Raw genomic sequence first — 21075 nt, 5'->3', positions numbered from 1 at the left:
CCGCGGAGCGGGACGTGCAGCGCTGACGCGCTGCCCAATGAACGCCCTCCGCTTCGCTCCGGGCCACAGCTCCGCTGACGCTCCGCCACATTCCCGCGCAAGCGCGGGAATTGAATTCCGTAAACGGAATTCTGAATGCGTGTCAATTCGCGCAAGCGCGAATGGGGGGAATCCCGCAAGCGGGATTCCCGAGGCTGGCTACGAGGGGAGGTGCATCGCGGGTGGGCTTGTGTAGCATCTGGGATTGCCAGCCATCACCGGGCACCGGGATTGTGACACACCATCGGTCGATCGTGTGCAGGCCGCGCCACAGTGACGGGTTCACTTCGCTTCCCCCTAGGTCATGCCCCTCCAGCCGGAGTGGGGTTGGCGTGGGCCATGCATCACGGTGATGCACTGTGTATGGCCTGACATGGGGGCAGTGCATCACACACCCTCAGCGCTGTCCTACCTCGCACCGGGATTTTCGTGCTTACGCCGGCCGATCCGACGACGGCGCGGGCGGAGGGAGCTACAGCCATGCCCCGTGCTCTCCTTTCGGAGGCGCTGGGCATGGCTTCAGGACACCTTGGGCCAGGCGCGCAGCAATGTGGCGATGTGGTGCACGGTGCAGGTGGGCTTCAGCAGGAGGTCACGCAGGGCGGTCGCGTCCTCGCGGGTGGGCTTGACCGCGATGCCGCAGGCTTCCAGGTACATGACGCCGGTCGCCGCCGCGACGGCCAGGTTGGAGCGCTCCAGCCAGCGGCAGCGGCCGAGGATGTGGACCAAGGCGGCGGCGCGCGCGTAGGGGCCGTCGTACACCGGTTGTTCCAGCAGCTTTGCCGTGTGGCATGCGATTGCCGCCACCGGGACCCCGTAGTCGTCGGGGGCCGGGTCGCGTGCGCCTGCGAGTTCTGCGACCTGCAGGATCCAGGGGACATCGATGTGCAGGTCCATTACGCTGCGTGCGCCCCCGGTGCGTTGCGTTCCGTGTCCTGGGTTCCGGCTTCGGCTTCGTCGAAGAGGGCCTGGTGCTCGTCGAGGAAGCGCCGAGCTGCGTCCAGAGCGCGTACACGCAGCCCGTCGGCGTCCTCCCGGACGAGCCCGGCGATGTAGTCGCCGACGGTCAGGCCGCGGTCCCTGGCTCGGGCCCTGGCGAGCTCCGCGACCTCGTCGTCGACCCGTGCGCCCAGCTGTGTCTTCGCCATACCCGCATGGTAACAGCTGTTACCATGCAGGTGGGCCAGGCGGTCGCGGAAGGTGTGACCGAGGGTTCGGCGGGCGGCCGGGGCCGTGCCGGCGGGCCAGACGGGCGGTGGGCCCGGAAGCCGGCCGGGGCAGGCTCGACGATCGCTCCCCGGTGGGGCCGGTCTTGCTGAGGGGGCGTCAGCGGGACGCGAGAGCGGCGGGTGGTGTGCTGTGCGGGAGGATCCGGTCGCACAGGGGGACGGCTCCGCAGTCGGCCGCCAGGTGCCAGGCGCGCCGTAGGACCGCCCGGGCCGCCAGGCCGTCGCCCAGGGCGTGCAGGGTCTCTCCCAGATCGGCCAGGGTACGGGCCAGTTCGGGGCGGTCACCGGCGGCGCGCAGCTCGTCCGCCGCCAGGGCCAGGGTGGCAGGCCGCCGGGCCGGCTCCTCGGTGGCGGCCCGCAGACGCAGTGCGATGCCACGGTGGCGCGGACCGACGGCGGTGGCCCCGGTGAGCTGCTCGGCGATCAGTTCAGCGGCCTCGTCGGGCCGGCCCAGGTGCAGCAGCGCCTCGGCGGCGTCGGTGCGCCAGGGCATCCGGGCGAAGGGACCGTTTCCTTGACGGTACGTCAGCTCTCCGGAACGCAGGAAGTCGGCGAGAGCGGCTCCGGGGCGCCGTACGGCCAGGCGGTGGCGGCCCCGGGCCCTGAGGTACCGCGGGAGATCCGCCGTGCGCGTGGACGCTTCCGGCGCGGCCCGGCACAGCTGTCGGTCGGCCTCCTCGTGCCGGCCCAGCTCGGTCAGCACCTCGGCGAGGACCGCCGCGGGCCACCGGCCCAGGGAGGCGCCGGGAACGGCCGCGCGTACGGCGGCCCCGGCCTCCTGTTCCGCCGCGGCGAGTTCGCCCAGGCAGAGCAGGGCCTCCGCGCGCAGCGCGCCGAACGCGGCCTGTCTGCCGCGGGCCCCGGCCCGGGCGGCCCGGGTCCGCGACCGCGCGCAGCGGTCGGCCGCCGCGCGCGGGTCTCCGGCCATGAGCAGGGCGTGGGCGACTCGCAACCGGGTCGCGAACGTGTCCGGCCGCGGCGGGGTGTGCGCGTGACGGTCCATGCCGCCAGTGAACCCCGCCACCCCGGCCCCGGCCACGGTTCTCCAGCGGGACTCGAGCGACGCTGCGCCCGGGCTGGACGACAGCAGGGCGGAAGAACACACCGCGGTGCGAGCGGCCATGGCGCGGCTGAGCGGGCGGCAAGTGCTGTCGCGCCGCCGCTCAAGGACGGAGACGTTCACGGCGGCGCGTCTGTGACGGCGCGCCGCGGCTCCGGCGTCCTCGGCTCTGCGGTCTCCCGAGCGGTCCGGCTTGTTTCCCGAGGAATTGCCATGTCTTGCCAGATGCGGTCGTGTCATGCCATGGAGCATTGTCCGTACAGGTCAGAGGGTTGAAGGGTGTGAACGTCGTTGTCCGGCGGGGGTTTTGGTGGAGGTGTCCGGCGCCTGTTTCGAGTGTTCTTCGAGTTGTCCCCCAGAGATTTCCGAGGCCGGGTTGCCAGTCTCTTGGCAAGAGGACGCCGAGCACCGAACACAGAGTTGTCGCAGAGGAGTCAGCCGTGAAGGTCATCCTCCGGATCGCCGTCAGCGCCGCCGCGGTCGGCGCCGCCCTGCTCGTCTCCGCCGGCGTCGGCACGACCGCGACGCCGCCCGTGGCCTCGACGGACGACATCGGCTGGCCCAGCTCGGTCGCCGTCTGACCCTCCCCCCGGTCCTGCCGCGTGGCGCGCGTCTTCCCGTGAAGACGTCCGCCGCTGCCGAGAGACCTCCGTCGGCTCCGTGCCGCAGCGGGAGCAGAGTTTCGCCACGTCGGAAGGCCGTTCCCGAAGGAGCCAGCCCTGATGTCCATCTCCGGCCTCATCGAGGAGCACGTACACACCCGTCCCGACGCGATCGCCGTCACCTACCCCACCCCGGCGGGCGGTGGCGTCTCGCTCACCTACCAGGAGTTGAGCCGGGCGGCGAACCGCCTCGCGGACCACCTGAAGACCCGCGGTGTGCGACGCGGCGACCGCGTGGTGACCTCGCTGCGGCCCGGCCCGGACATGGTGACCGCGTTCCTCGCGATCGTGCGGGCGGGCGCTGCGTACGTCCCCGTCGACCCCGCCCACCCCACGGAGCGCCGCCGGCTCCTCGTGCGGGACAGCGCGGCCCGCGCCGTCGTCACCGACGCCGCCGGCGCACCCGGCTACCAGGACCTCGGCGCCGCCGTCGTCGCCGTGGACACCGAGGCCGCCGACATCGCCGCTCGCTCCGACGCCCTGCCCGCGGAGGACGTCGCGCCGTACGACGCCGCCTACGTCTGCCACACCTCCGGCACCACCGGCGCCCCCAAGGGCGTCGTCGTACCGCACAGCGCCGTCGTGGACCTCGTGCAGCGCACCGACTACGTCCGCCTCACGCCCGACGACGTGGTGGCGCAGGCCGCCGGCCCCGCCTTCGACGCGGTCACCTTCGAGATCTGGGCGACCCTCACCGCCGGCGCCCGCCTGGTCGGCCTGGACAAGGACACCGTCGTCGACCCGGCCCGCTTCGAGCACGCGGTCGCCGAGCACGGCATCTCGGTGGTCTTCCTGCCGACCGCGCTGTTCCACCTGATCGCCCGGGAGCGGCCGGCCGCGTTCGCCCCGCTGCGCACGGTGCTCTTCGGCGGCGAGGCGTGCGACCCGCGCCGGGTGCGGCAGGTCTTCCAGGCCGGCCCGCCGGAGCGGCTGCTGCACGTGTACGGCCCGGCCGAGACCACCACGTTCGCCACCTGGCACGAGGTCGCCGAACCCGCCGAGGGCGACCGCACCATCCCCATCGGCCGCCCCATCGGTGCCACCGTCGCCGTCGTCCTCGGCGAGGACGGCACCCCGGTCCCTCCCGGCGGCACCGGCGAGCTCCTGCTCGGCGGCCCCGGTCTGGCCACCGGCTACCTCGACCGGCCCGAGCTGACCGCGCGGCGGTTCGTGCGGGACGCGTTCACCGGCGGCGAGGGCCGCCTGTACCGGACCGGCGACCTGGTGCTGCTGCGCGAGGACGGCGCGATCGAGTTCGTGGGCCGGGTCGACAACCAGATCACGCTGCGCGGCTTCCGTATCGACCTCGGCGAGATCGAGTCCGTGCTGACCGCCCATCCCGCCGTGTCCGCGGCCGCGGTGTCCGTGCACACGGCTCAGGACGGCGACCGCCGCCTGGTCGCCCACGTCGTACCGGCCCCGCAGGCCGCCGAAGCGGCCGGGGGCGAGCAGATCACCGAGTGGAGAGAGATTCACGAGGCGCTCCACCACGGCGTCGAAGCCGGCGAGCTCGGTGCCGACTTCACCGGCTGGAACAGCAGTTACGACGCCCGGCCGATCCCCCTGGAGCAGCTGCGGGAGTGGCAGGCGGCGACCTTGGACCGCGTCCGCGAGCTCGGGCAGCGCCGCGTCCTGGAGATCGGGGTGGGCACCGGACTGCTGATGGCGCACCTGGCCCGCGCCGAGGAGTGCGAGGAGTACTGGGCCACCGACTTCTCGCCGTCCGTCGTGGCGGCGCTGCGCGCCCGGACCCAGGACGATCCGCTGCTGCGGGAGAAGGTGCGGCTGAGCTGCCGGGGCGCGGACGACACCACCGGGCTGCCCGCCGGGCACTTCGACACGATCGTCATCAACTCGGTCGTCCAGTACTTCCCCGGCCTGTCCTACCTGCGCACCGTGATCGAGCGGGCGCTGCCGCTGCTCGCGCCGGGGGGCTCGCTCCTGCTGGGCGACCTGCGCAACCTCGACCTGTCCCGCTGCTTCCAGACCGGCATCGAGCTGGCCCAGCCGGGCGCGGCCGCCAAGGACCGCGCGGCGACGCGCCGCGGCATCGACCAGCGCGTGGCGATGGAGACCGAACTCCTGCTGTCGCCGGCGGTGTTCGCCGCCCTCGCCCGCGAACTGCCGGGGGTGCGCGCGGTCGACGTACGGGCCAAGCGGGGCGTCCACCACAACGAGCTGAGCCGCTACCGCTACGAGGCCGTCCTGTCCACCGCCGCCCCGGTGGCCGACCTCACCGACGCGCCCGCCGTGACCTGGGGCGACGGGATCCGTGGCGCCGACGACGTCGAGCAGTACCTGAGCGAGCGGCACCCGGCCGTGCTGCGGCTGGCCGCCGTGCCCAACCGCCGGGTGCACGACGAGCACGCCGCGATGCAGAACCTGGACAACCCGCGCGACAGCCTGGACCTGCCCGCCCAGGACCCGCTCGCTCCCGACCCCGAGGTGCTGTGCGCGGCCGGTGAACGCCTCGGCTACCGGGCTCTGCCGACCTGGTCGGCCGCTGGCCCGCACGCCCTGGACATCGTCTTCGTCGACCCCGACCTGGTCGGCGACGGCCCGCTGACCGGCGTGTACGCGGCTCCCGCCGCCGACATCGACCGGTGCGCCAACGTCCCCACCGCCTTCGCCCGCACCGTCGACCTGGAGGTCGTGCTGCGCGGCCACCTCCGGGAGCGACTGCCCGACTGCATGATCCCGTCGGCGCTGATGACCCTGGACGCGCTGCCCCTCAACTCCCACGGCAAGGTCGACCGCACGGCCCTGCCCGTCCCCGTGTTCACCGCGGACCGGCCCGGCAGCCCGCCCGGCACCCCGCTGCAGGAGATCGTCCGCGACCTGTTCGCCGAGGTGCTGGGCGTGCCCCGGCGCACGGTCCACGCGGACTGCGACTTCTTCCGCATCGGCGGCCACCCGCCGGCCGCGGCCCGGCTGCTGTCGCGGGCCCGCGAGACGCTGGGCACCGACCCCGGCGTCCACGCCCTGTACGAGGCGCCGACACCGGCCGAGTTCGCCGCCCTCGTCGGTGACGGCCCCGTCGCCGCGAGCGGGCCGGGCGGATCGGGTACGGACACCGTCCTGCTGCCGCTGCGGCTGCGCGGCGCACTGAACTCGGGCGCTCTGGGGAAGGCCCTCGAGGACCTCGGGCAGCGGCACGAGGTGCTGCGCAACTCGCGGCTGGGCACGGCCGGCACCCGGCTGCGGGCCCTGGCCGCCGACGACCATCTGCTGGAACTGGCCCTGCCCGCCGGCGACGTCGACCTGTGGTCGCACCTCCCGCTGGCCGCTGACCTCGCCCGCGCCTACGGAGCCCGGGCCACCGGCGGCACGCCCCGCCGGGAGAGGGCCGCACTGGAGGCCGCGCCCCGCGCGAGGTCCGGCGACGTGCCGCCCACCCCGCTGCCGGGCAGCGCCCGGCAGGCCGGCGGCGACGCCTGCTTCGGCACCCTCGAACTCGGTCTGGACGGCGACCTGCACGAGCGGCTCACCCGGTTCGCGGCCGGGCACGGGGCCACCCTGTTCATGGTGGTGCACGCCGCGCTCGCCGCTCTGCTGGCCCGGCTGGGCGCCGGGGACGAGATCACCGTCGCCGCGCCGGTCCCGGCCCGTGACAGCGCGGCGCTGCGTGGCGCGGTGGGACCTCTCGGCCGGGTCCTGGCGCTGTCCGTGGACACCGCCGGGGACCCGGCCTTCGGGGAGCTGCTGCGCCGGGTCCGCGAGGCGGACCTGGCCGCCTACCGCAGCGGCGACGCGGCCCTGGCCCGGCCCGGCGGCGTCGCCCTGACCGTCCTGCAGGAGACCGGCGGCTCGTTCGAGGCGGCCGGCCTCACGGTGCTGCCGCAGCCGGCCCGGCTCCCGCTCCCCGCGGTCGACCTGGCGCTGACGCTGACCGAACGGCAGAGCCGGGCGGGCGCCCCCGCCGGCATCACGCTGACGACCGCGTTCCGCCACGAGACGGTCGGCGAGACGGTCGCCGCCTCCCTCACCGGCCGGCTCACCGACGTGCTGGAAGCGGCCCTCGCCGACCCGGCGGCCACGCTGAGCCGGCTGCCCCTGCGGCACGCCGGCACCGGGACCGACAGCGGCGTGTGGGCGGGTGCCCCCGCCCGGCTCCCGGAGCGGACCGTGGCCTCCCTGTTCGCGGCCCAGGTGTCCCGTGCCCCGCACGCGCCGGCCCTCCCGGACATGGACTACGCCGGACTCGACGCCCGCTCCGACCTGCTGGCGCACGCCCTCCTCGAACACCGGGCGGGCCCGGGGACCTCGGTGCTCACCGCCCTGTCCTCGCCGGCGGAGTTCGCGGTGGCCTGCCTCGCGATCACCAAGACGGGTGCCGCCTGCCTGCCGGCCGATCCGGCGCAGGAGCTGCCGGAAACGCTCCGGCCGGTCGTGATGCTGCTCGACGAGACCGCCGACTGGCTGCTGCCGGCCGTCCCGGGTGCGGCGCGCCTGGTCCGGGACCCGTCCGCCGATCTGCTGCCGGCCGACGGCAGGTGGCCGGTGTCCGACGCCGACCGGGTCCGGCCGCAGGCCCCCGGTGACCCGGTGATGCTCGCACCCGGCGCGGACGGCACCGTCGTCATCGGTGCCGAGTCCGTCCTCGCGGCCACCGTCGTCGCCGAACCGGCGGACGCCGCCTGGCTGGTACAGGGGTACCCCGACGTGGACGCCGCGCTGGGCCTGCTGGGCACGCTGGCCTCCGGCAGGCAGGTGCACGTGCCGGACGCCTCCCTGGCCCGCGCCGTGCCGCACGAGGTCCTGCGGTGGCTCGGCGAGCACGGGGCCGGGACCGTGCTGGGCGGTGGGGACGACACGCTCGCCGCGCTGGTCGCGCTCGCCCGCTCCCAAGGCACCGCGCTGACCGTGAGCGGCGGCTGGGCCGAGGGACGGCTCGTCGTCGAGCACACACCCGGCGGGCCCGTGCCCTCCCCCGGCCACCGTGCCTATGTGCTCGACGCCGCGCTGCGCCCGGTGGCGGCGGGAGCCGTCGGCGCGCTGTACATCGCGGGCGCGGGCGTGGCGCAGGGGTACGCGGACGCGCCCGGCACGACCGGCGAGCGCTTCCTGCCCGACCCGTTCGGCGGCCCGGACGGGTCGACCGCCCGCATGTGGCGGACCTGCCGCGCCGCCCGCATGGACACCGACGGAGGTCTCGAGGTGCTCGACGGGCCGTCGGCCGACGACCCCTTCACCGACGAGTTCGCCACGTTCGTCGTCGTCGCGGACGGCACCGGGCACCGGGCCCTGTGGCCCGCCTCGGCGGCCGTACCGGAGGGCTGGCACGAGACCCACGCCGAGGACCTGTACGAGCTGTGCCTCGACCACCTCAACAACCGCCTGTGACGTGCCCCTGGGTCCGGCGGGCCGCCCCCTGTGCCAAGGCCCCGGCCCGCCGGCTGTGCGGGGTCCACCGGACCGGGCGGTGGGCGACCCGCGGCTGCCGGGTGTGGTCGGCGCCAGGCTGACGGTGCGGCCCGGCGACGTACTGGACCCGCCGTGCGCCTCGCACGCCTCCGCCGGCCACATCCACGTGGAGGGCGCCACGGCCGACGAGGTGGAGGAGCGGACGCGCGCCGTGCTGCGGCACTTCGAGCTGAAGGGGGACGAGGAGCCGGTGTCATGACCGGCTCCTCGACGGGCCGTTGTCCGCCCCGTCTCGACGGGCCGTTGTCCGCCCCGTACGGAGGTACTCGTACGGGGCGGGCCGGGCTCGTTCGCCGTCCTGCCGCTCGGCGGGAGGGCGGTCGGCCGGCTCGCCGGCCCCCTCGGTGTACGCGCCACCCTGCTGGGCGGCGCCGGCCCGGTGGTGTGCGCGACGGTGGCGGTGCTGTGCGGCCGCGAGGTGCGGTCGCCGACGGCCGCTCAGCCGGTCGCTCACCGGTGTCGGTGGCCCGGCCCGCCGCACCGTGACGAGCCGGCCGGGTCGGGCCCGGCCGGTTCAGGGTCGTGCGGGGGTGGGGCTGTGCGGCCGAGCCTCGCTCAGGAGGCTTCAGGGGCGGTCCGGCCGTGCTGGAACTGCGCGAGTGCCTCCGCGAGCACCCGCCACGTCTCCGCCGCGAGGTCGATGTTGGCGTCCGCCTGGGCCTGCTCGGCCAGGGCACGCAGGCCCTGGACGCCGCTGTCGTCGCCGGACAGGATGCGCAGCCGGTGCCGCAGGATGTCGGTCCGGACCCGGTCCCGGTAGGTCATCCGCGGTTCCTCCAGGGCGAGTTCGCCGAGCAGGTCACGGGCGTCGTCGTAGCGGGAGGTGAGGAACGCCAGGTCGGCCTTGAGCGCGGTCAGCTCCTGCCGCAGCCGGGGGGTGCCGACGAAGGCGAGGGCCGGCTCGGCGGCGGTGACACAGCGCCCGGCGGCCTCGGGGTCCGGCGGGATCTTCTGCAGGTGCAGCCGCCCGGCGGCCAGCCGCAGCCGCAGCCACAGGACGAGGTCCTGGTGGCCGCCGAACCGTTCCAGGGCCTGCTCCAGGTAGTCCTGCGCGGCCCGGTGGTCGCCCTGCATCACGCGTACGGCCGCCGCGGTCCACATCGCTTCCGCCCACAGCGCGTCGGAGCGGCCCTCGACGAGCCCCACCAGTTCGTCGGCGTGCGCCCGGGCCTGCGGCGTCCGGCCGGCCTCGGCGGCCACCGACACCAGGGCGAGCAGCACGGCGGCCCGGTCCTCCGCGCCCAGTTCGCCGTCCTGGGCGAGGTGGTGGGCGGTGAGGGCGGCGTCGAGGGCGGCGGGAATCTCACCGAGCGAGCGCAGACAGCGGGCGAGGCGGGTCAGCCCGCGCACTCTCAGTTCGGCGAGGCCGACCTCGTCGCCCAGGCGCACCAGTTCCTCCAGGTGCTCCCGCTCGCCGGGGTGGTCGCCCTGCAGACGCCGGTGCCGGGCCAGCAGCCACCGTGCCTGCCAGCGCAGCACGGGTGTCTCGTGGGCCTCGGCGGCCAGGGCCTCGCGCAGGGTGTCCACGGCGTCGTCGGATCCGGTGGAGGCGGCGAGGGTCAGCGCGTGGGCGAGTGATCCGGCCGCGGTCTCCTCGAAGTCGCCCGGTTCCAGGCCGAGTCGTCCGGCGAGGTAGGTGACGGCGCGTTCGGTGGGCTGCCGGGCGCCCGACTCCAGTCGGGAGAGGTATCCCGTGGACATGCCGTCGCCGGCCAGTGCGCTCTGGGACAGGCCCCGGTCGGTGCGCAGTCTCCTCAGGCGGCGGCCGAACGCGGGCTGTCGAGGCATGTGACCATTCCCTGGGTTCCCTGGGTGGACGCGCGGACGGGTCGGCCGCGACGGGGTCGGGCGGGCCACCGGGGCCGTGATCGAGCGTAGGGCGCCGGGCAACACCCGGGCAAACCTTTGCCAGGTCCGGTGCCCCGCTTCTCATGCGGACTTCGTGCGCTCCTCATGCGGTCTTCGAGCGGCTCTCGAACGATCCCGGGCAGGATCCCGAGTGCCAAGTCCGGCGGCGCCTGCGCGCTGTCCCGCTCTGCACCCGGGAGTCGTCCATGGAGCACTCGGTTCCTGCACGCCGTGCTGCCCTGGGAGGCTGCGGCGGCCGGCCGGCACCGACGCGGGAGCTGCCGTCCGACGACGACATCGGCTGGCCGTAGGGGTGTTCCCGGCGGGACCTATCCGTGGTCCGTGTCCGGCCCGGCGGCGCCGTCCGAGGTCGTTCCGGGTTTCGTGTGGAGGACCTCGCGGGCCTGCTCCGCGGCGCGGGCGGTGCTCTCGCTGACGAAGTCGAGGAAGCGGGCGATGTTCTCGAGCCGGGTGCCGGCCGGCGTGCCGGGGCCGAGGATGCCGACGCCCTGCCGTGAGGTCTCGACGACCTGCGCGAGGGACCGGGCACTGGCGATCGTGGCCTGGTACCAGACGTCGTCGTCGACGAGGTAGCGCTCACGGCGGCCTTCGTCGCGCTCCCGGCGGACGAGGCCCTGGCCCTCGAGGAACGTGATCGCCTTGGAGACGGACGCGGGGCTGACCTGGAGGCGCTGGACGAGTTCGGACGCGGTGAGGCTGCCCGAGTCGGTGGTGTAGAGGCAGACCAGCACCCGGGCCATCATCTTGGGCACGCCCGATTGCATGAAGACGGTGGTGAGCGTCTCCTCGTACTCGCGCACGGCTTCGGCGTCGCGTCCGTGGGCCTGCTCGGGCGCCTTGGGCCCGCCGTGGGGCGCGGCCTGCCGGCGACGGTGAGTACGGCGTTCGGTGGCGCGGTGGGCCAGGTCGGCGCGGTAGGCGGTGGGACCGCCGTTGCGCATGACCTCGCGCGTGATCGTCGAGGTCGGGCGGTCCAGGCGCCTGGCGATCTCCGCGTAGGCGAGGCCGTCGGCCAGTCCCAGCGCGATCTGCTGACGTTCCTGCTGGGTGAGTCTGCCTCCCGGCATCACGGTCTCCTTCGTGCTCCGTAGGGGAACACCATAGCGTTCACCGCCACTCCATTGCAACGATTCGAACAACGGATGTTGCGTTAAATTCACATCCATTGCAACGTTTTAGCTCCAGTGACCTGCATTTATAGCGACTGATCGCAACGCTGCCGTTGCCACCCGCTTGAATGCAACGTAGCGTTTCTCTCACCGGAAACAACTAGTCCAGGAGTCCGCGATGCAGAAGACCCAGAGCACGACGCACACGTTCGACGCCCCCGCACCCATCGCCGCCGTCCTGGACGTCCCGGCGGGGCACATCCGGTTCATCGCCGCCGACCGGGCCGACACCACGGTGGAGGTGCTGCCCGCGAACGCCTCCAAGAGCCGGGATGTGAAGACGGCCGAGCAGACCACGGTCGACTACCGCGACGGTGTCCTGCGGATCGAGACCCCGGCGAAGAACCAGATCTTCGGCGCTTCCGGGTCCATCGAGGTCACCGTCCAGCTGCCCGCCGGCTCCCGCGTCGAAGTCAAGGCGGCCAGCGTCGAGCTCCGCGGCGTCGGACGCCTCGGCGACGTGACCTTCGCCGGCGCGCACGGCACGGTCAAGCTCGACGAGACCGCGAGTGCCCGCCTCGCCCTCCAGGCCGGCGACATCACCGTCGGCCGCCTGAACGGTCCCGCCGAGATCAGCACCCAGCAGGGCGACCTGAACATCACCGAAGCCACCCGCGGCACGGTCACCCTGCGCACGGAACGCGGCGACATCACGGTCGGCGCCGCCCGCGGCACCTCCGCCTCCCTCGACGCCGGCACCGCCTACGGCCGCATCCACAACACCCTCGACAACACCGACGGCCCCGCCGCCGCCCTGACCCTCCGCGCGACCACCTCCTACGGCGACATCACCGCCCGCAGCCTGTGAGAGGAGCACCTCTCACGACCGGCCCGGCCATCGCGGCGAACGGGCCGCGCACGTCCCGCCCGGCCCGGTCCACGCGGACATGCGCCCTCTGGCGGACCTGCCCTCCTTCGGGCGCGCGCCGCCTCGCGCAGCCCCCGCCCCGGCACACCGCCCCCGCCCCGCGAAGGCCCGTCACCGCCCTCACCCCGATGGCTGCGACGGGCCTTCGCCCGGCGGAGCCCCGGCGGGCGGCGGTCCGGGATCGCCGGTGCCGCTGTCAGCGGTGGCGCAGGAACAGCGCGGCCAGCAGTGCGCAGCCCGCGAAGGCCGCCCCCGTGGCGAAACCGCCCGTCATCCCGCCGTTGTGCGAGGAGACCATGACGAGCGTGGCCAGGCCGATCGAACCTCCCACGGACTGGAGGGAGTTGAGGACGCTGGAGGCCGTGCCCGCCTCGTCGCCGCGCAGCCCCGACGTGGCCAGGACGGTCGGCGGCAGCACACTGAACGCCATCCCCGCGCCGAGCAGCACCAGCGCCGGCAGCACCGCGCCCGGGTAGCCGTCGCCCGCCGCGAGCGTGGACAGCCACAGGTTGCCCGTGATCAGCAGTACGGCACCCGTGGCCCACAACCGGCGGGTGCCGATGTGCCGTTCGAGCCGCACGGCGACCGCCGCCGCCACGGCCATGGTGACCGGCAGCGGCAGCAGTGCCCACGCGGTGGCCAGCGCCGACCAGCCGTGCTGCTGCTGGAAGTACTGGTTGAGGAAGAAGTAGGTGCCGATCAGCGCGCCGGGCACCGCGAGCGTCCCCAGGTACGCGAGCAGCCGGTCGCGGTCGGCGAACAGCCGTGGCGCCACGATCGGCTGCCGCGCGCGCCGCTCGACGGCCGCGAACACCGCCAGCGTCACGACCCCGCCCAGCACACAGCCGACGACCACCGGGTCGCTCCAGTCCCGCTCGGCGGCCTGCGCCAGCCCGTAGACGAGCAGGGCGGCGCCCAGCGCGGACAGCAGCGCGCCGGGCAGGTCGAAGCGGCCGCGGTGGCGGGGGGTCTCGTCGAGCACGAACGGCGTGAGCAGCACGATCGCCAGGCCCAGCGGGACGTCGAGATACAGCACCCAGCGCCAGGAGCTGAGCGAGGTGAGCGCCCCCGCCAGCAGCAGCCCGCCGGCGGTGCTGACCGCGCCCACCATGGTGCACACGGCGATGGCCCGCTTGCGGGAGGCCCCTTCCGCGAACGTGCTCAGCAGCAGGGCGAGCCCGCTGGGCGCCGCGAGCGCCGCGCCGGCGCCCTGGACGGCCCGTACGGCGATCAGGAACTCCGCGGACTGCGCGAGGCCGCGCAGGGCGGCGGCCGCCGTGAACAGGGCGACGCCCGCCATGAACACCCTGCGGCGGCCCAGGATGTCCCCGGCCCGGCCGCCGAGCAGCAGCAGGCCGCCGAACGTGAGCAGATAGGCGTTGATCACCCACGCCGCGCCCACCGTGGACAGTCCGAGTGACTCGCGCAGGCCGGGCAGCGCGATGTTCACGATCGGGTCGTCGAGCTGGATCATCGCGTTGCACCCGGCGATCACGCCGAGCGCGGCGGCACCCCGGACCCGGCCGCGGCCGCGGCCGCGCGGTGCGGGTGCCTCGGGCACCACCGTCGGCTCCGACACCTGCACGGTCATGAAAGGCCTCCTGATGACGGACGGACGGGGCGGGCAGTCGCCGGCCAACGTCCCAAGACCCGCCGGAGGGCCGGTTCAGCCCTGCTCAAGGACGGGTCGAAGATCACCCGAAGCAGGCCACCGGGCGGCCGGAGCGCGCTACAACGGCAGTCGGCCCAGCGGACCGGCAGACAGCGTTCACTCGCATTCATTGCAACGCAATCGGATCGCCGCTGTTGCGTTAGCTTTGGAGTCGTTGCAACGATTTCGGTGAGCTGAACTGCAATAACATCCATTTTATGCAACAACACAGTTGCCGGATCCATGAATGCAACGTAGCGTTTCACTCATCGGAAACAGCGAACAAGGAGCCTGAGATGCAGACGTTCAAGACCCCCGCCCCCCTCACCGTCGTCGTGGACGTCCCCGCCGGGAACATCCGGTTCGTGGCCGGCGACCGGGCCGACACCACTGTCGACGTCCGGCCCTCCGCCCCCTCCAGGAGCCGGGACGTGAAGGCGGCGGAGCAGACCGAGGTGGCCTACGCCGACGGCGTCCTGCGCATCGAGACCCGGCAGGAGACGAACCCGGTCATCGGCGCCTTCGGCTCCCTGGAGGTGACCGTCGAACTGCCCGCCGGCTCACGCGTCGAGGCGAAGGCGGCCAGCGGTGAACTCCGCGGCGCCGGTCGCCTCGGTGACGTCACCTTCGAGGGTGCGCAGGGCACGGTCCGGCTCGACGAGACCGCGAACGCCCGCCTGTCCCTCCAGGCCGGTGACATCACCGTCGGCCGACTGGACGGCACCGCCGAGCTGACCACGCACAAGGGCGACCTCACCGTCACCGAGGCGGTGCGCGGCACGCTCACCCTGCGCACCGAGCAGGGCGCCATCACGGTCGGCGCCGCCCGCGGCACCTCGGCCACCCTCGACGCCGGCACCGGCTACGGCCGGGTCGACAACTCCCTGAGCAACACGGCCGGTTCCGCCGCGGAGCTGGCCGTCCACGCCACCACCGCCTACGGCGACATCACCGCCCGCAGCCTGTAACACACCAGCCCTGAGGAAGGACGCCGCCATGAAGTCGCCGCTCGCACACAAGCCCGATGTGGCGACTCCGGCCGGCCCCGGCCCCATCGCCTCCTTCCTCCGGTTCGCGGTCCTCGGCGGCGGCGTCGGAGTCCTCTCCAGCCTCGCGGTGCCACTGCTGGCCGCGACGATGCCCTGGGCGGTCGCTAACGCGGCCGTCACCGTCGCCTCGACCCTGCTGTGCACCGACCTCCACGCCCGCTTCACCTTCGCCAGGGGTCGGGGCGCCGGATGGCGCGAGCACTGGCAGTCCGCGGGCTCGGCGACGGCGGCCTACCTGGCCACCAGCGTCGCCGTCTGGGTCCTGCACCTGCTGCAGCCCTCCCCCGGCCTGCCGGCCGAGCAGCTCGTCTACCTCGGTGCCTCCGGCCTCGCCGGCACCGGCCGCTTCCTCGTCCTGCGCTGCTACGTCTTCGCCGTCCACCGCGGCCGGGCCGTACGGCCCGTGGTGCGGCAGGGCACGGGCACGGTGAGCGTGCCCGCCCTGGCGACGGCGGCCTAGGCGAACGGGCGTACGCAGCGCGGCCGTTGGCCGGAACTGGTCCATCCCCTCGACGATCGCTCCAGCATCGGTCGCGTTCCACCACAGAAACCGGCCCCGCGAACACTCGCTGGGTCAACGTGTGTGCATGTCAGAGCCACCGCCCTGTGCTCAGCCGGGGCGGTCGGCCGCATCGGATCCTCCTGCCCCCCACTCGACGGAAGTGCGGTTACCCGTGGCTACCTTCCTGTACAAACTCGGCCGCTTCGCCTTCCGGCGGCGCGGCCTCGTGACCCTGTTGTGGGTGCTGATCGTCGTCGGCGTCGGTGCCGCGGCCTCCTCCGCCCCCACACCGCCGACCGAGCAGTTCTCGATGCCGGGCACCGAGTCGCAGAAGGCGTTCGACCTGCTCGAGGAGAAGTTCCCGGATGCCGGCGCCGACGGTGCCACCGCCCGCGTGGTGATCCGCGCGCCCCAGGACGAGAAGATCGCCGACGAGAAGGCGGCGATCGGCGAACTCCTCGGGGAGCTCGGCAAGGCGCCCCAGGTGGCCGACGTCGCCGACCCGTTCGAAGCCGGCACGATCAGCGAGGACGGCCGCACCGCCTATGCCGTGGTGACCTACGAGGTCGCCGCACCCGAGCTCACCGACGAGGCGCACGACGCGCTCACCGAGGCGACCGACCGGGCCCGCGACGGCGGCCTGACCGTCGAGGCGGGCGGTGACGCGGTCGCGATCGAGCAGACCATGTCCGGCACCGGCGAGCAGATCGGTGTGCTGATCTCGGCCATCGTCCTGCTCCTCACCTTCGGCTCGGTGATCGCCGCCGGCATGCCGCTGCTCACCGCCCTGATCGGGGTGGGGGTCGGCGTCTCCGCCATCGCCGCGCTCGGCTCCACCCTCGGGCTGTCCGCCACGACGTCGACCCTGGCGATGATGATCGGCCTCGCGGTCGGCATCGACTACGCCCTGTTCATCGTCTCCCGCTACCGCGCCGAGATCTCCGAGGGCCGCACCCCGCAGGAGGCCGCGGGCATCGCGACCGGCACCGCCGGTTCGGCCGTCGTCTTCGCCGGACTCACCGTCATCATCGCGCTGGCCGGCCTCGCGGTCGTCAACATCCCGATCCTCACCAAGATGGCGCTCGCCGCGGCGGGTACGGTCGCCGTCGCCGTGCTGATCGCGGTCACCTTCGTGCCCGCCCTGCTCGGCTTCGCGCCGCGCCGGGTGCTGCGGGTCGCGGACCGCCGCCTCGTCCGGACCAAGAAGCCGCTGTCGGCGCGCAAGCTGCGCAGGTCCGAGAAGAAGGCCGCGAAGCTGGCCGCGCGGACCAGGCCGACCCTGTCCACGCGCTGGGCGTCCTTCGTGGTGCGCCGCCCGCTCGGGGTGCTGCTCCTCGCGGTGGTCGGCCTCGGCGCGATCGCCCTGCCCGCCACCAAGCTGGAGCTGGGCCTGCCCGGCGAGGGCACGATGGCGACCGACACCACCCAGCGCAAGGCGTACGACCTGCTGTCCGACTCTTTCGGCCCCGGCTTCAACGGCCCGCTGACGGTCACCGTCGAGGGCAAGGACGCGGCCGCCGCCGGCGACAAGGTCGGCGAGGCCCTGAAGAAGACCGCGAGCGTCGACTCGGTGTCCAAGGCCACCGCCAACAAGGCCGGCGACACCGCCATCTTCAGCATCGTCCCGAAGACCGGCCCGACCGACACCGAGACCGAGAACCTGGTCAAGGACATCCGCGCGCGGGCGCCGGCGCTGGAGGGGTCCTCGGGTGCCACCGAGATCCTGGTGACCGGCCAGACCGCGCTGTTCATCGACTTCTCGCAGACCCTGTCCGACGCGCTGCTGCCCTACCTGGGCCTGGTGGTCGGCCTGGCCTTCCTGCTGCTGCTCCTGGTGTTCCGCTCGGTCCTGGTCCCGCTGAAGGCGGCGCTCGGCTTCCTGCTCTCGGTGAGCGCGGCGCTCGGCGCGCTGGTCGCGGTGTTCCAGCTCGGCTGGGGCTCCGGCTTCTTCGGCATCGAGCAGACCGGCCCGATCATGACGACGCTGCCGATCTTCATGATCGGCGTGGTCTTCGGCCTCGCCATGGACTACGAGGTCTTCCTGGTCACCCGGATGCGTGAGGCGTACGTCCACGGCGCTCCGGCGAAGGAGGCCGTCGTCACCGGCTTCCGGCACAGCGGCCGGGTGGTGGTGGCCGCCGCGATCATCATGATCAGTGTCTTCTCGGGCTTCATCTTCGAGGCCGACGACCTGGTCGCGATGATGGGCTTCGGCCTCGCCGCGGCCGTCCTGTTCGACGCCTTCGTGGTCCGGATGGTGATCGTGCCCGCCGTGCACTCGCTGCTCGGCGACACCGCCTGGTGGCTGCCGAAGTGGCTCGACCGGCTGCTGCCGAACGTGGACGTCGAGGGCGAGAAGCTACAGCGGCGACTGCAGTCCACCGCTCCGCGGGGCCCGCGGACCAGCCCGGAGCACGAGCGGGACCTCGTGCACTGACACGCCGCACGGACCCGCGAAAGCGGCCCGGCGCGACCTGGTCCAGGTCGCGCCGGGCCGTTTCGCACGCTCGTGGCCGGTCAGCCGACGACGGTCCAGGTGTCACCGCCGGCGAGGAGGGCGGCGAGATCGCCCTTGCCGTTCTGTTCGACGGCGGTGTCGAGCTGGTCAGCCATCTGCGTGTCGTAGACGGGCCGCTCGACGGAGCGGAACACGCCGATCGGGGTGTGGTGGAGGGTGTCGGGGTCGGCGAGGCGGGAGAGCGCGAACGCCGTGGTCGGCGAGGCGGAATGGGCGTCGTGGACGAGGATGTCGGCCTCGTTGTCGGGGGTGACGGTGACGACCTCCAGATCTCCGGTCCGCGTGTCGCGGACGACGCCCTTGGTGGCGTCGGCGCCGAAGCGGATGGGCTGTCCGTGTTCCAGGCGGATGACGGCTTCCTGGGCCTGCTGCTTGTCCTTGAGGGCGTCGAAGGCGCCGTCGTTGAAGATGTTGCAGTTCTGGTAGATCTCGACCAGGGCGGTGCCGGGGTGGTCGGCGGCCTGGCGCAGGACCTCGGTGAGGTGCTTGCGGTCGGAGTCGACCGTGCGCGCCACGAACGACGCCTCCGCGCCGATCGCCAGCGACACCGGGTTGAAGGGCGCGTCCAGGGAGCCCATCGGTGTCGACTTGGTGATCTTGCCGACCTCGGAGGTCGGTGAGTACTGGCCCTTGGTCAGGCCGTAGATCCGGTTGTTGAACAGCAGGATCTTGAGGTTGACGTTGCGGCGCAGGGCGTGGATGAGGTGGTTGCCGCCGATGGACAGCGCGTCGCCGTCACCGGTCACCACCCACACGGACAGGTCGCGGCGCGAGGCCGCCAGTCCCGTCGCGATGGCGGGGGCGCGGCCGTGGATGGAGTGCATCCCGTAGGTGTTCATGTAGTACGGGAAGCGGGAGGAGCAGCCGATGCCGGAGACGAAGACGATGTCCTCCGTCCTCAGGCCCAGCTCCGGCATGAAGCCCTGCACCGCCGCGAGGATCGCGTAGTCACCGCAGCCCGGGCACCAGCGCACCTCCTGATCCGACTTGAAATCCTTGGCGGACAGTTTCAGTTCAGTCTTCATGGAGGATCTCCCGCAGTGCGTCGGCGAGCTGCTGCGCCTTGAACGGCATGCCGTTGACCTGGTTGTAGGAGTGGGCGTCGACCAGGTACCTGGCGCGCAGCAGCAGCGCCAGCTGGCCGAGGTTCATCTCGGGGACGACGATCCGCTCGTACCGGGCGAGAACCTCGCCGAGGTTCTTCGGGAAGGGGTTGAGGTGGCGCAGGTGGACCTGCGCGATCGGTTCCCCGGCGGCGCGCAGGCGGCGGACGGCCGCCGTGATCGGCCCATAGGTGGATCCCCAGCCCAGGACCAGGGTGCGGGCCTTGTCGGGGTCGTCCGCCTCGATGTCCGGGACCTGGATGCCGTCGATCTTGGCCTGGCGGGTGCGGACCATGAAGTCGTGGTTGGCGGGGTCGTAGGAGATGTTGCCCGTGCCGTCCTGCTTCTCGATGCCGCCGATCCGGTGCTCCAGGCCGGGCGTGCCCGGCACCGCCCAGGGCCGGGCAAGGGTGTGCGGGTCGCGCTTGTAGGGCCAGAACACCTCGGTGCCGTCGTCCAGGGTGTGGTTCGGTCCCTGCGCGAACCGCACCTGGAGGTCCGGCAGTTCGTCCGGCTCCGGGACGCGCCAGGGTTCGCTGCCGTTCGCGAGGTATCCGTCGGAGAGGAGGAAGACGGGGGTGCGGTAGGTCAGGGCGATGCGGGCGGCTTCCAGGGCGGCGTCGAAGCAGTCGGCCGGGGTGCGCGGGGCCACGACCGGGACCGGTGCCTCGCCGTTGCGGCCGTACATCGCCTGGAGCAGGTCCGCCTGCTCGGTCTTGGTCGGCAGACCGGTGGACGGGCCGCCCCGCTGGATGTCCACGATCAGCAGCGGCAGTTCCAGCGACACCGCCAACCCGATCGTCTCGCTCTTGAGCGCCACACCCGGACCGGAGGTGGTCGTCACCGCCAGTGAGCCGCCGAAGGCCGCCCCGAGCGCCGCGCCGATGCCGGCGATCTCGTCCTCGGCCTGGAAGGTGCGCACACCGAAGTTCTTGTGCCGGCTCAGCTCGTGCAGGATGTCCGACGCCGGGGTGATCGGGTACGAGCCCAGGAACAGCGGCAGGTCCGCCTGGCGGGAGGCCACGACCAGACCGTAGGACAGGGCCAGGTTCCCGGAGATGTTCCGGTACACGCCCGGCGGGAACGCCTGCGCGGCCGGCGCCACCTCGTAGGAGACCGCGAAGTCCTCGGTGGTCTCGCCGAAGTTCCAGCCCGCCCGGAAAGCGGCGATGTTCGCCGCCGCGATCTCGGGCTTCTTGGCGAACTTCCTGCTCAGGAACTTCTCCGTGCCCTCGGTGGGCCGGTGGTACATCCACGACAGCAGACCGAGCGCGAACATGTTCTTACTGCGCTCGGCCTCCTTGCGGGTGAGGTCGAATTCCTTGAGTGCCTCGACGGTCAGGGTGGTCAGCGGCACCGGGTGGAGGTGGTAACCGTCGAGGGAACCGTCTTCCAACGGGGAGCTGGAATACCCCACCTTCTGCATCGCCCGTTTGGTGAACTCGTCGGTGTTGACGATGATCTCCGCCCCGCGCGGCAGGTCAGCGATGTTCGCCTTCAGGGCGGCCGGGTTCATCGCCACCAGGACGTCGGGCGCGTCGCCCGGCGTGAGGATGTCGTGATCGGCGAAGTGCAGCTGGAAGGACGAGACGCCGGGCAGGGTGCCGGCGGGGGCCCGGATCTCGGCCGGGAAGTTCGGCAGCGTCGACAGATCGTTGCCGAACGACGCCGTCTCCGAGGTGAAACGGTCACCGGTGAGCTGCATACCGTCACCCGAGTCACCCGCGAACCTGATGATCACCCGGTCCAGGCGCCTGACTTGCTTGTCACGCGTCCCTGTCACGTCGGGGGGAGTGGCTACCACGGACATACTTGTGTCGGCTCCTGTCGGGGCTGGTCCGCAAGCGCAGGCAGACACGTCGGCGGACACGCGTCGAGGTGCGGGTCATGCACCTCGCCGGAGGCTATGCGGCACGGATAGAGAGCCGCTCG

The 21075-nt window shown here is 73.0% G+C and carries 15 protein-coding genes; 7 read left to right on the top strand and 8 right to left on the bottom strand.

All coding sequences use genetic code 11. From position 1 onward, the window contains the following. Positions 1-558: 558 nt before the first annotated feature. From QQS16_RS36575 to QQS16_RS36565, 3 genes are all read right to left on the bottom strand, one after another. Positions 559-936, bottom strand: a complete 378-nt coding sequence (locus QQS16_RS36575) for a fic family toxin-antitoxin system, toxin component (protein ID WP_286066828.1) — start codon at positions 934-936, stop codon at positions 559-561. Beyond that, positions 936-1187: a hypothetical protein gene (locus tag QQS16_RS36570; protein ID WP_286066827.1), complete on the bottom strand. Its 252-nt coding sequence runs from the start codon at positions 1185-1187 to the stop codon at positions 936-938. The genes QQS16_RS36575 and QQS16_RS36570 overlap by 1 nt, the downstream gene beginning before the upstream one ends. Positions 1188-1365: 178 nt before the next feature. Next, a complete protein-coding gene (locus QQS16_RS36565) occupies positions 1366-2271 on the bottom strand; it encodes a hypothetical protein (RefSeq protein ID WP_286066826.1) in 906 nt (301 codons plus the stop codon). Between the two features lie 497 nt (positions 2272-2768). Here QQS16_RS36565 and QQS16_RS36560 point away from each other — a divergent pair, with 497 nt between their 5' ends. From QQS16_RS36560 to QQS16_RS36550, 3 genes are all read left to right on the top strand, one after another. After that, entirely contained in the window at positions 2769-2909 is a 141-nt protein-coding gene (locus QQS16_RS36560) for a hypothetical protein (protein ID WP_286066825.1), read from the top strand. Positions 2910-3050: 141 nt separating this feature from the next. Further along, positions 3051-8333: a non-ribosomal peptide synthetase gene (locus QQS16_RS36555; RefSeq protein ID WP_286066824.1), complete on the top strand. Its 5283-nt coding sequence runs from the start codon at positions 3051-3053 to the stop codon at positions 8331-8333. A 79-nt stretch (positions 8334-8412) separates the two neighbouring features. Further along, positions 8413-8613: a hypothetical protein gene (locus tag QQS16_RS36550; protein ID WP_286066823.1), complete on the top strand. Its 201-nt coding sequence runs from the start codon at positions 8413-8415 to the stop codon at positions 8611-8613. A 356-nt stretch (positions 8614-8969) separates the two neighbouring features. On the opposite strand, the gene QQS16_RS36545 is transcribed toward QQS16_RS36550, so the two are convergent. Continuing rightward, positions 8970-10202, bottom strand: coding sequence for a helix-turn-helix domain-containing protein (locus QQS16_RS36545; protein WP_286066822.1), 1233 nt, complete (start codon positions 10200-10202; stop codon positions 8970-8972). 389 nt (positions 10203-10591) lie between these two features. Next, positions 10592-11350, bottom strand: a complete 759-nt coding sequence (locus tag QQS16_RS36540; protein ID WP_286066821.1) for a GbsR/MarR family transcriptional regulator — start codon at positions 11348-11350, stop codon at positions 10592-10594. Positions 11351-11570: 220 nt separating this feature from the next. Between QQS16_RS36540 and QQS16_RS36535 the strand changes: the two genes are divergently transcribed. After that, entirely contained in the window at positions 11571-12260 is a 690-nt protein-coding gene (locus QQS16_RS36535) for a DUF4097 family beta strand repeat-containing protein (RefSeq protein WP_286066820.1), read from the top strand. Between the two features lie 256 nt (positions 12261-12516). Here the strand turns inward: QQS16_RS36535 and QQS16_RS36530 are convergent, their stop codons facing one another. Then, positions 12517-13911 (bottom strand): MFS transporter, encoded by a 1395-nt coding sequence (locus QQS16_RS36530; RefSeq protein WP_286066819.1) that lies wholly within the window; start codon positions 13909-13911, stop codon positions 12517-12519. 356 nt (positions 13912-14267) lie between these two features. Here QQS16_RS36530 and QQS16_RS36525 point away from each other — a divergent pair, with 356 nt between their 5' ends. The 3 genes from QQS16_RS36525 (at position 14268) to QQS16_RS36515 (ending at position 17959) form a co-directional block, all read left to right on the top strand. After that, complete coding sequence (locus QQS16_RS36525; protein WP_286066818.1) at positions 14268-14939, top strand: DUF4097 family beta strand repeat-containing protein; 672 nt, start codon at positions 14268-14270, stop codon at positions 14937-14939. Positions 14940-14967: 28 nt separating this feature from the next. After that, positions 14968-15480 (top strand): GtrA family protein, encoded by a 513-nt coding sequence (locus tag QQS16_RS36520; RefSeq protein WP_286066817.1) that lies wholly within the window; start codon positions 14968-14970, stop codon positions 15478-15480. 214 nt (positions 15481-15694) lie between these two features. Next, positions 15695-17959, top strand: coding sequence for an MMPL family transporter (locus tag QQS16_RS36515; RefSeq protein WP_286066816.1), 2265 nt, complete (start codon positions 15695-15697; stop codon positions 17957-17959). 80 nt (positions 17960-18039) lie between these two features. Here the strand turns inward: QQS16_RS36515 and QQS16_RS36510 are convergent, their stop codons facing one another. Both QQS16_RS36510 and QQS16_RS36505 read right to left on the bottom strand, forming a co-directional pair. Continuing rightward, positions 18040-19065, bottom strand: a complete 1026-nt coding sequence (locus tag QQS16_RS36510; RefSeq protein ID WP_286066815.1) for a 2-oxoacid:ferredoxin oxidoreductase subunit beta — start codon at positions 19063-19065, stop codon at positions 18040-18042. Beyond that, positions 19055-20926, bottom strand: coding sequence for a 2-oxoacid:acceptor oxidoreductase subunit alpha (locus QQS16_RS36505; protein WP_502963947.1), 1872 nt, complete (start codon positions 20924-20926; stop codon positions 19055-19057). The genes QQS16_RS36510 and QQS16_RS36505 overlap by 11 nt, the downstream gene beginning before the upstream one ends. Positions 20927-21075 lie beyond the last annotated feature (149 nt).

The sequence above is a fragment of the Streptomyces sp. ALI-76-A genome (genome assembly GCF_030287445.1).
Lineage (GTDB): Bacteria > Actinomycetota > Actinomycetes > Streptomycetales > Streptomycetaceae > Streptomyces.
The sequence above is the reverse complement of the archived record's forward strand: the minus strand, read 5'-3'. Positions and strand labels throughout refer to the sequence as shown.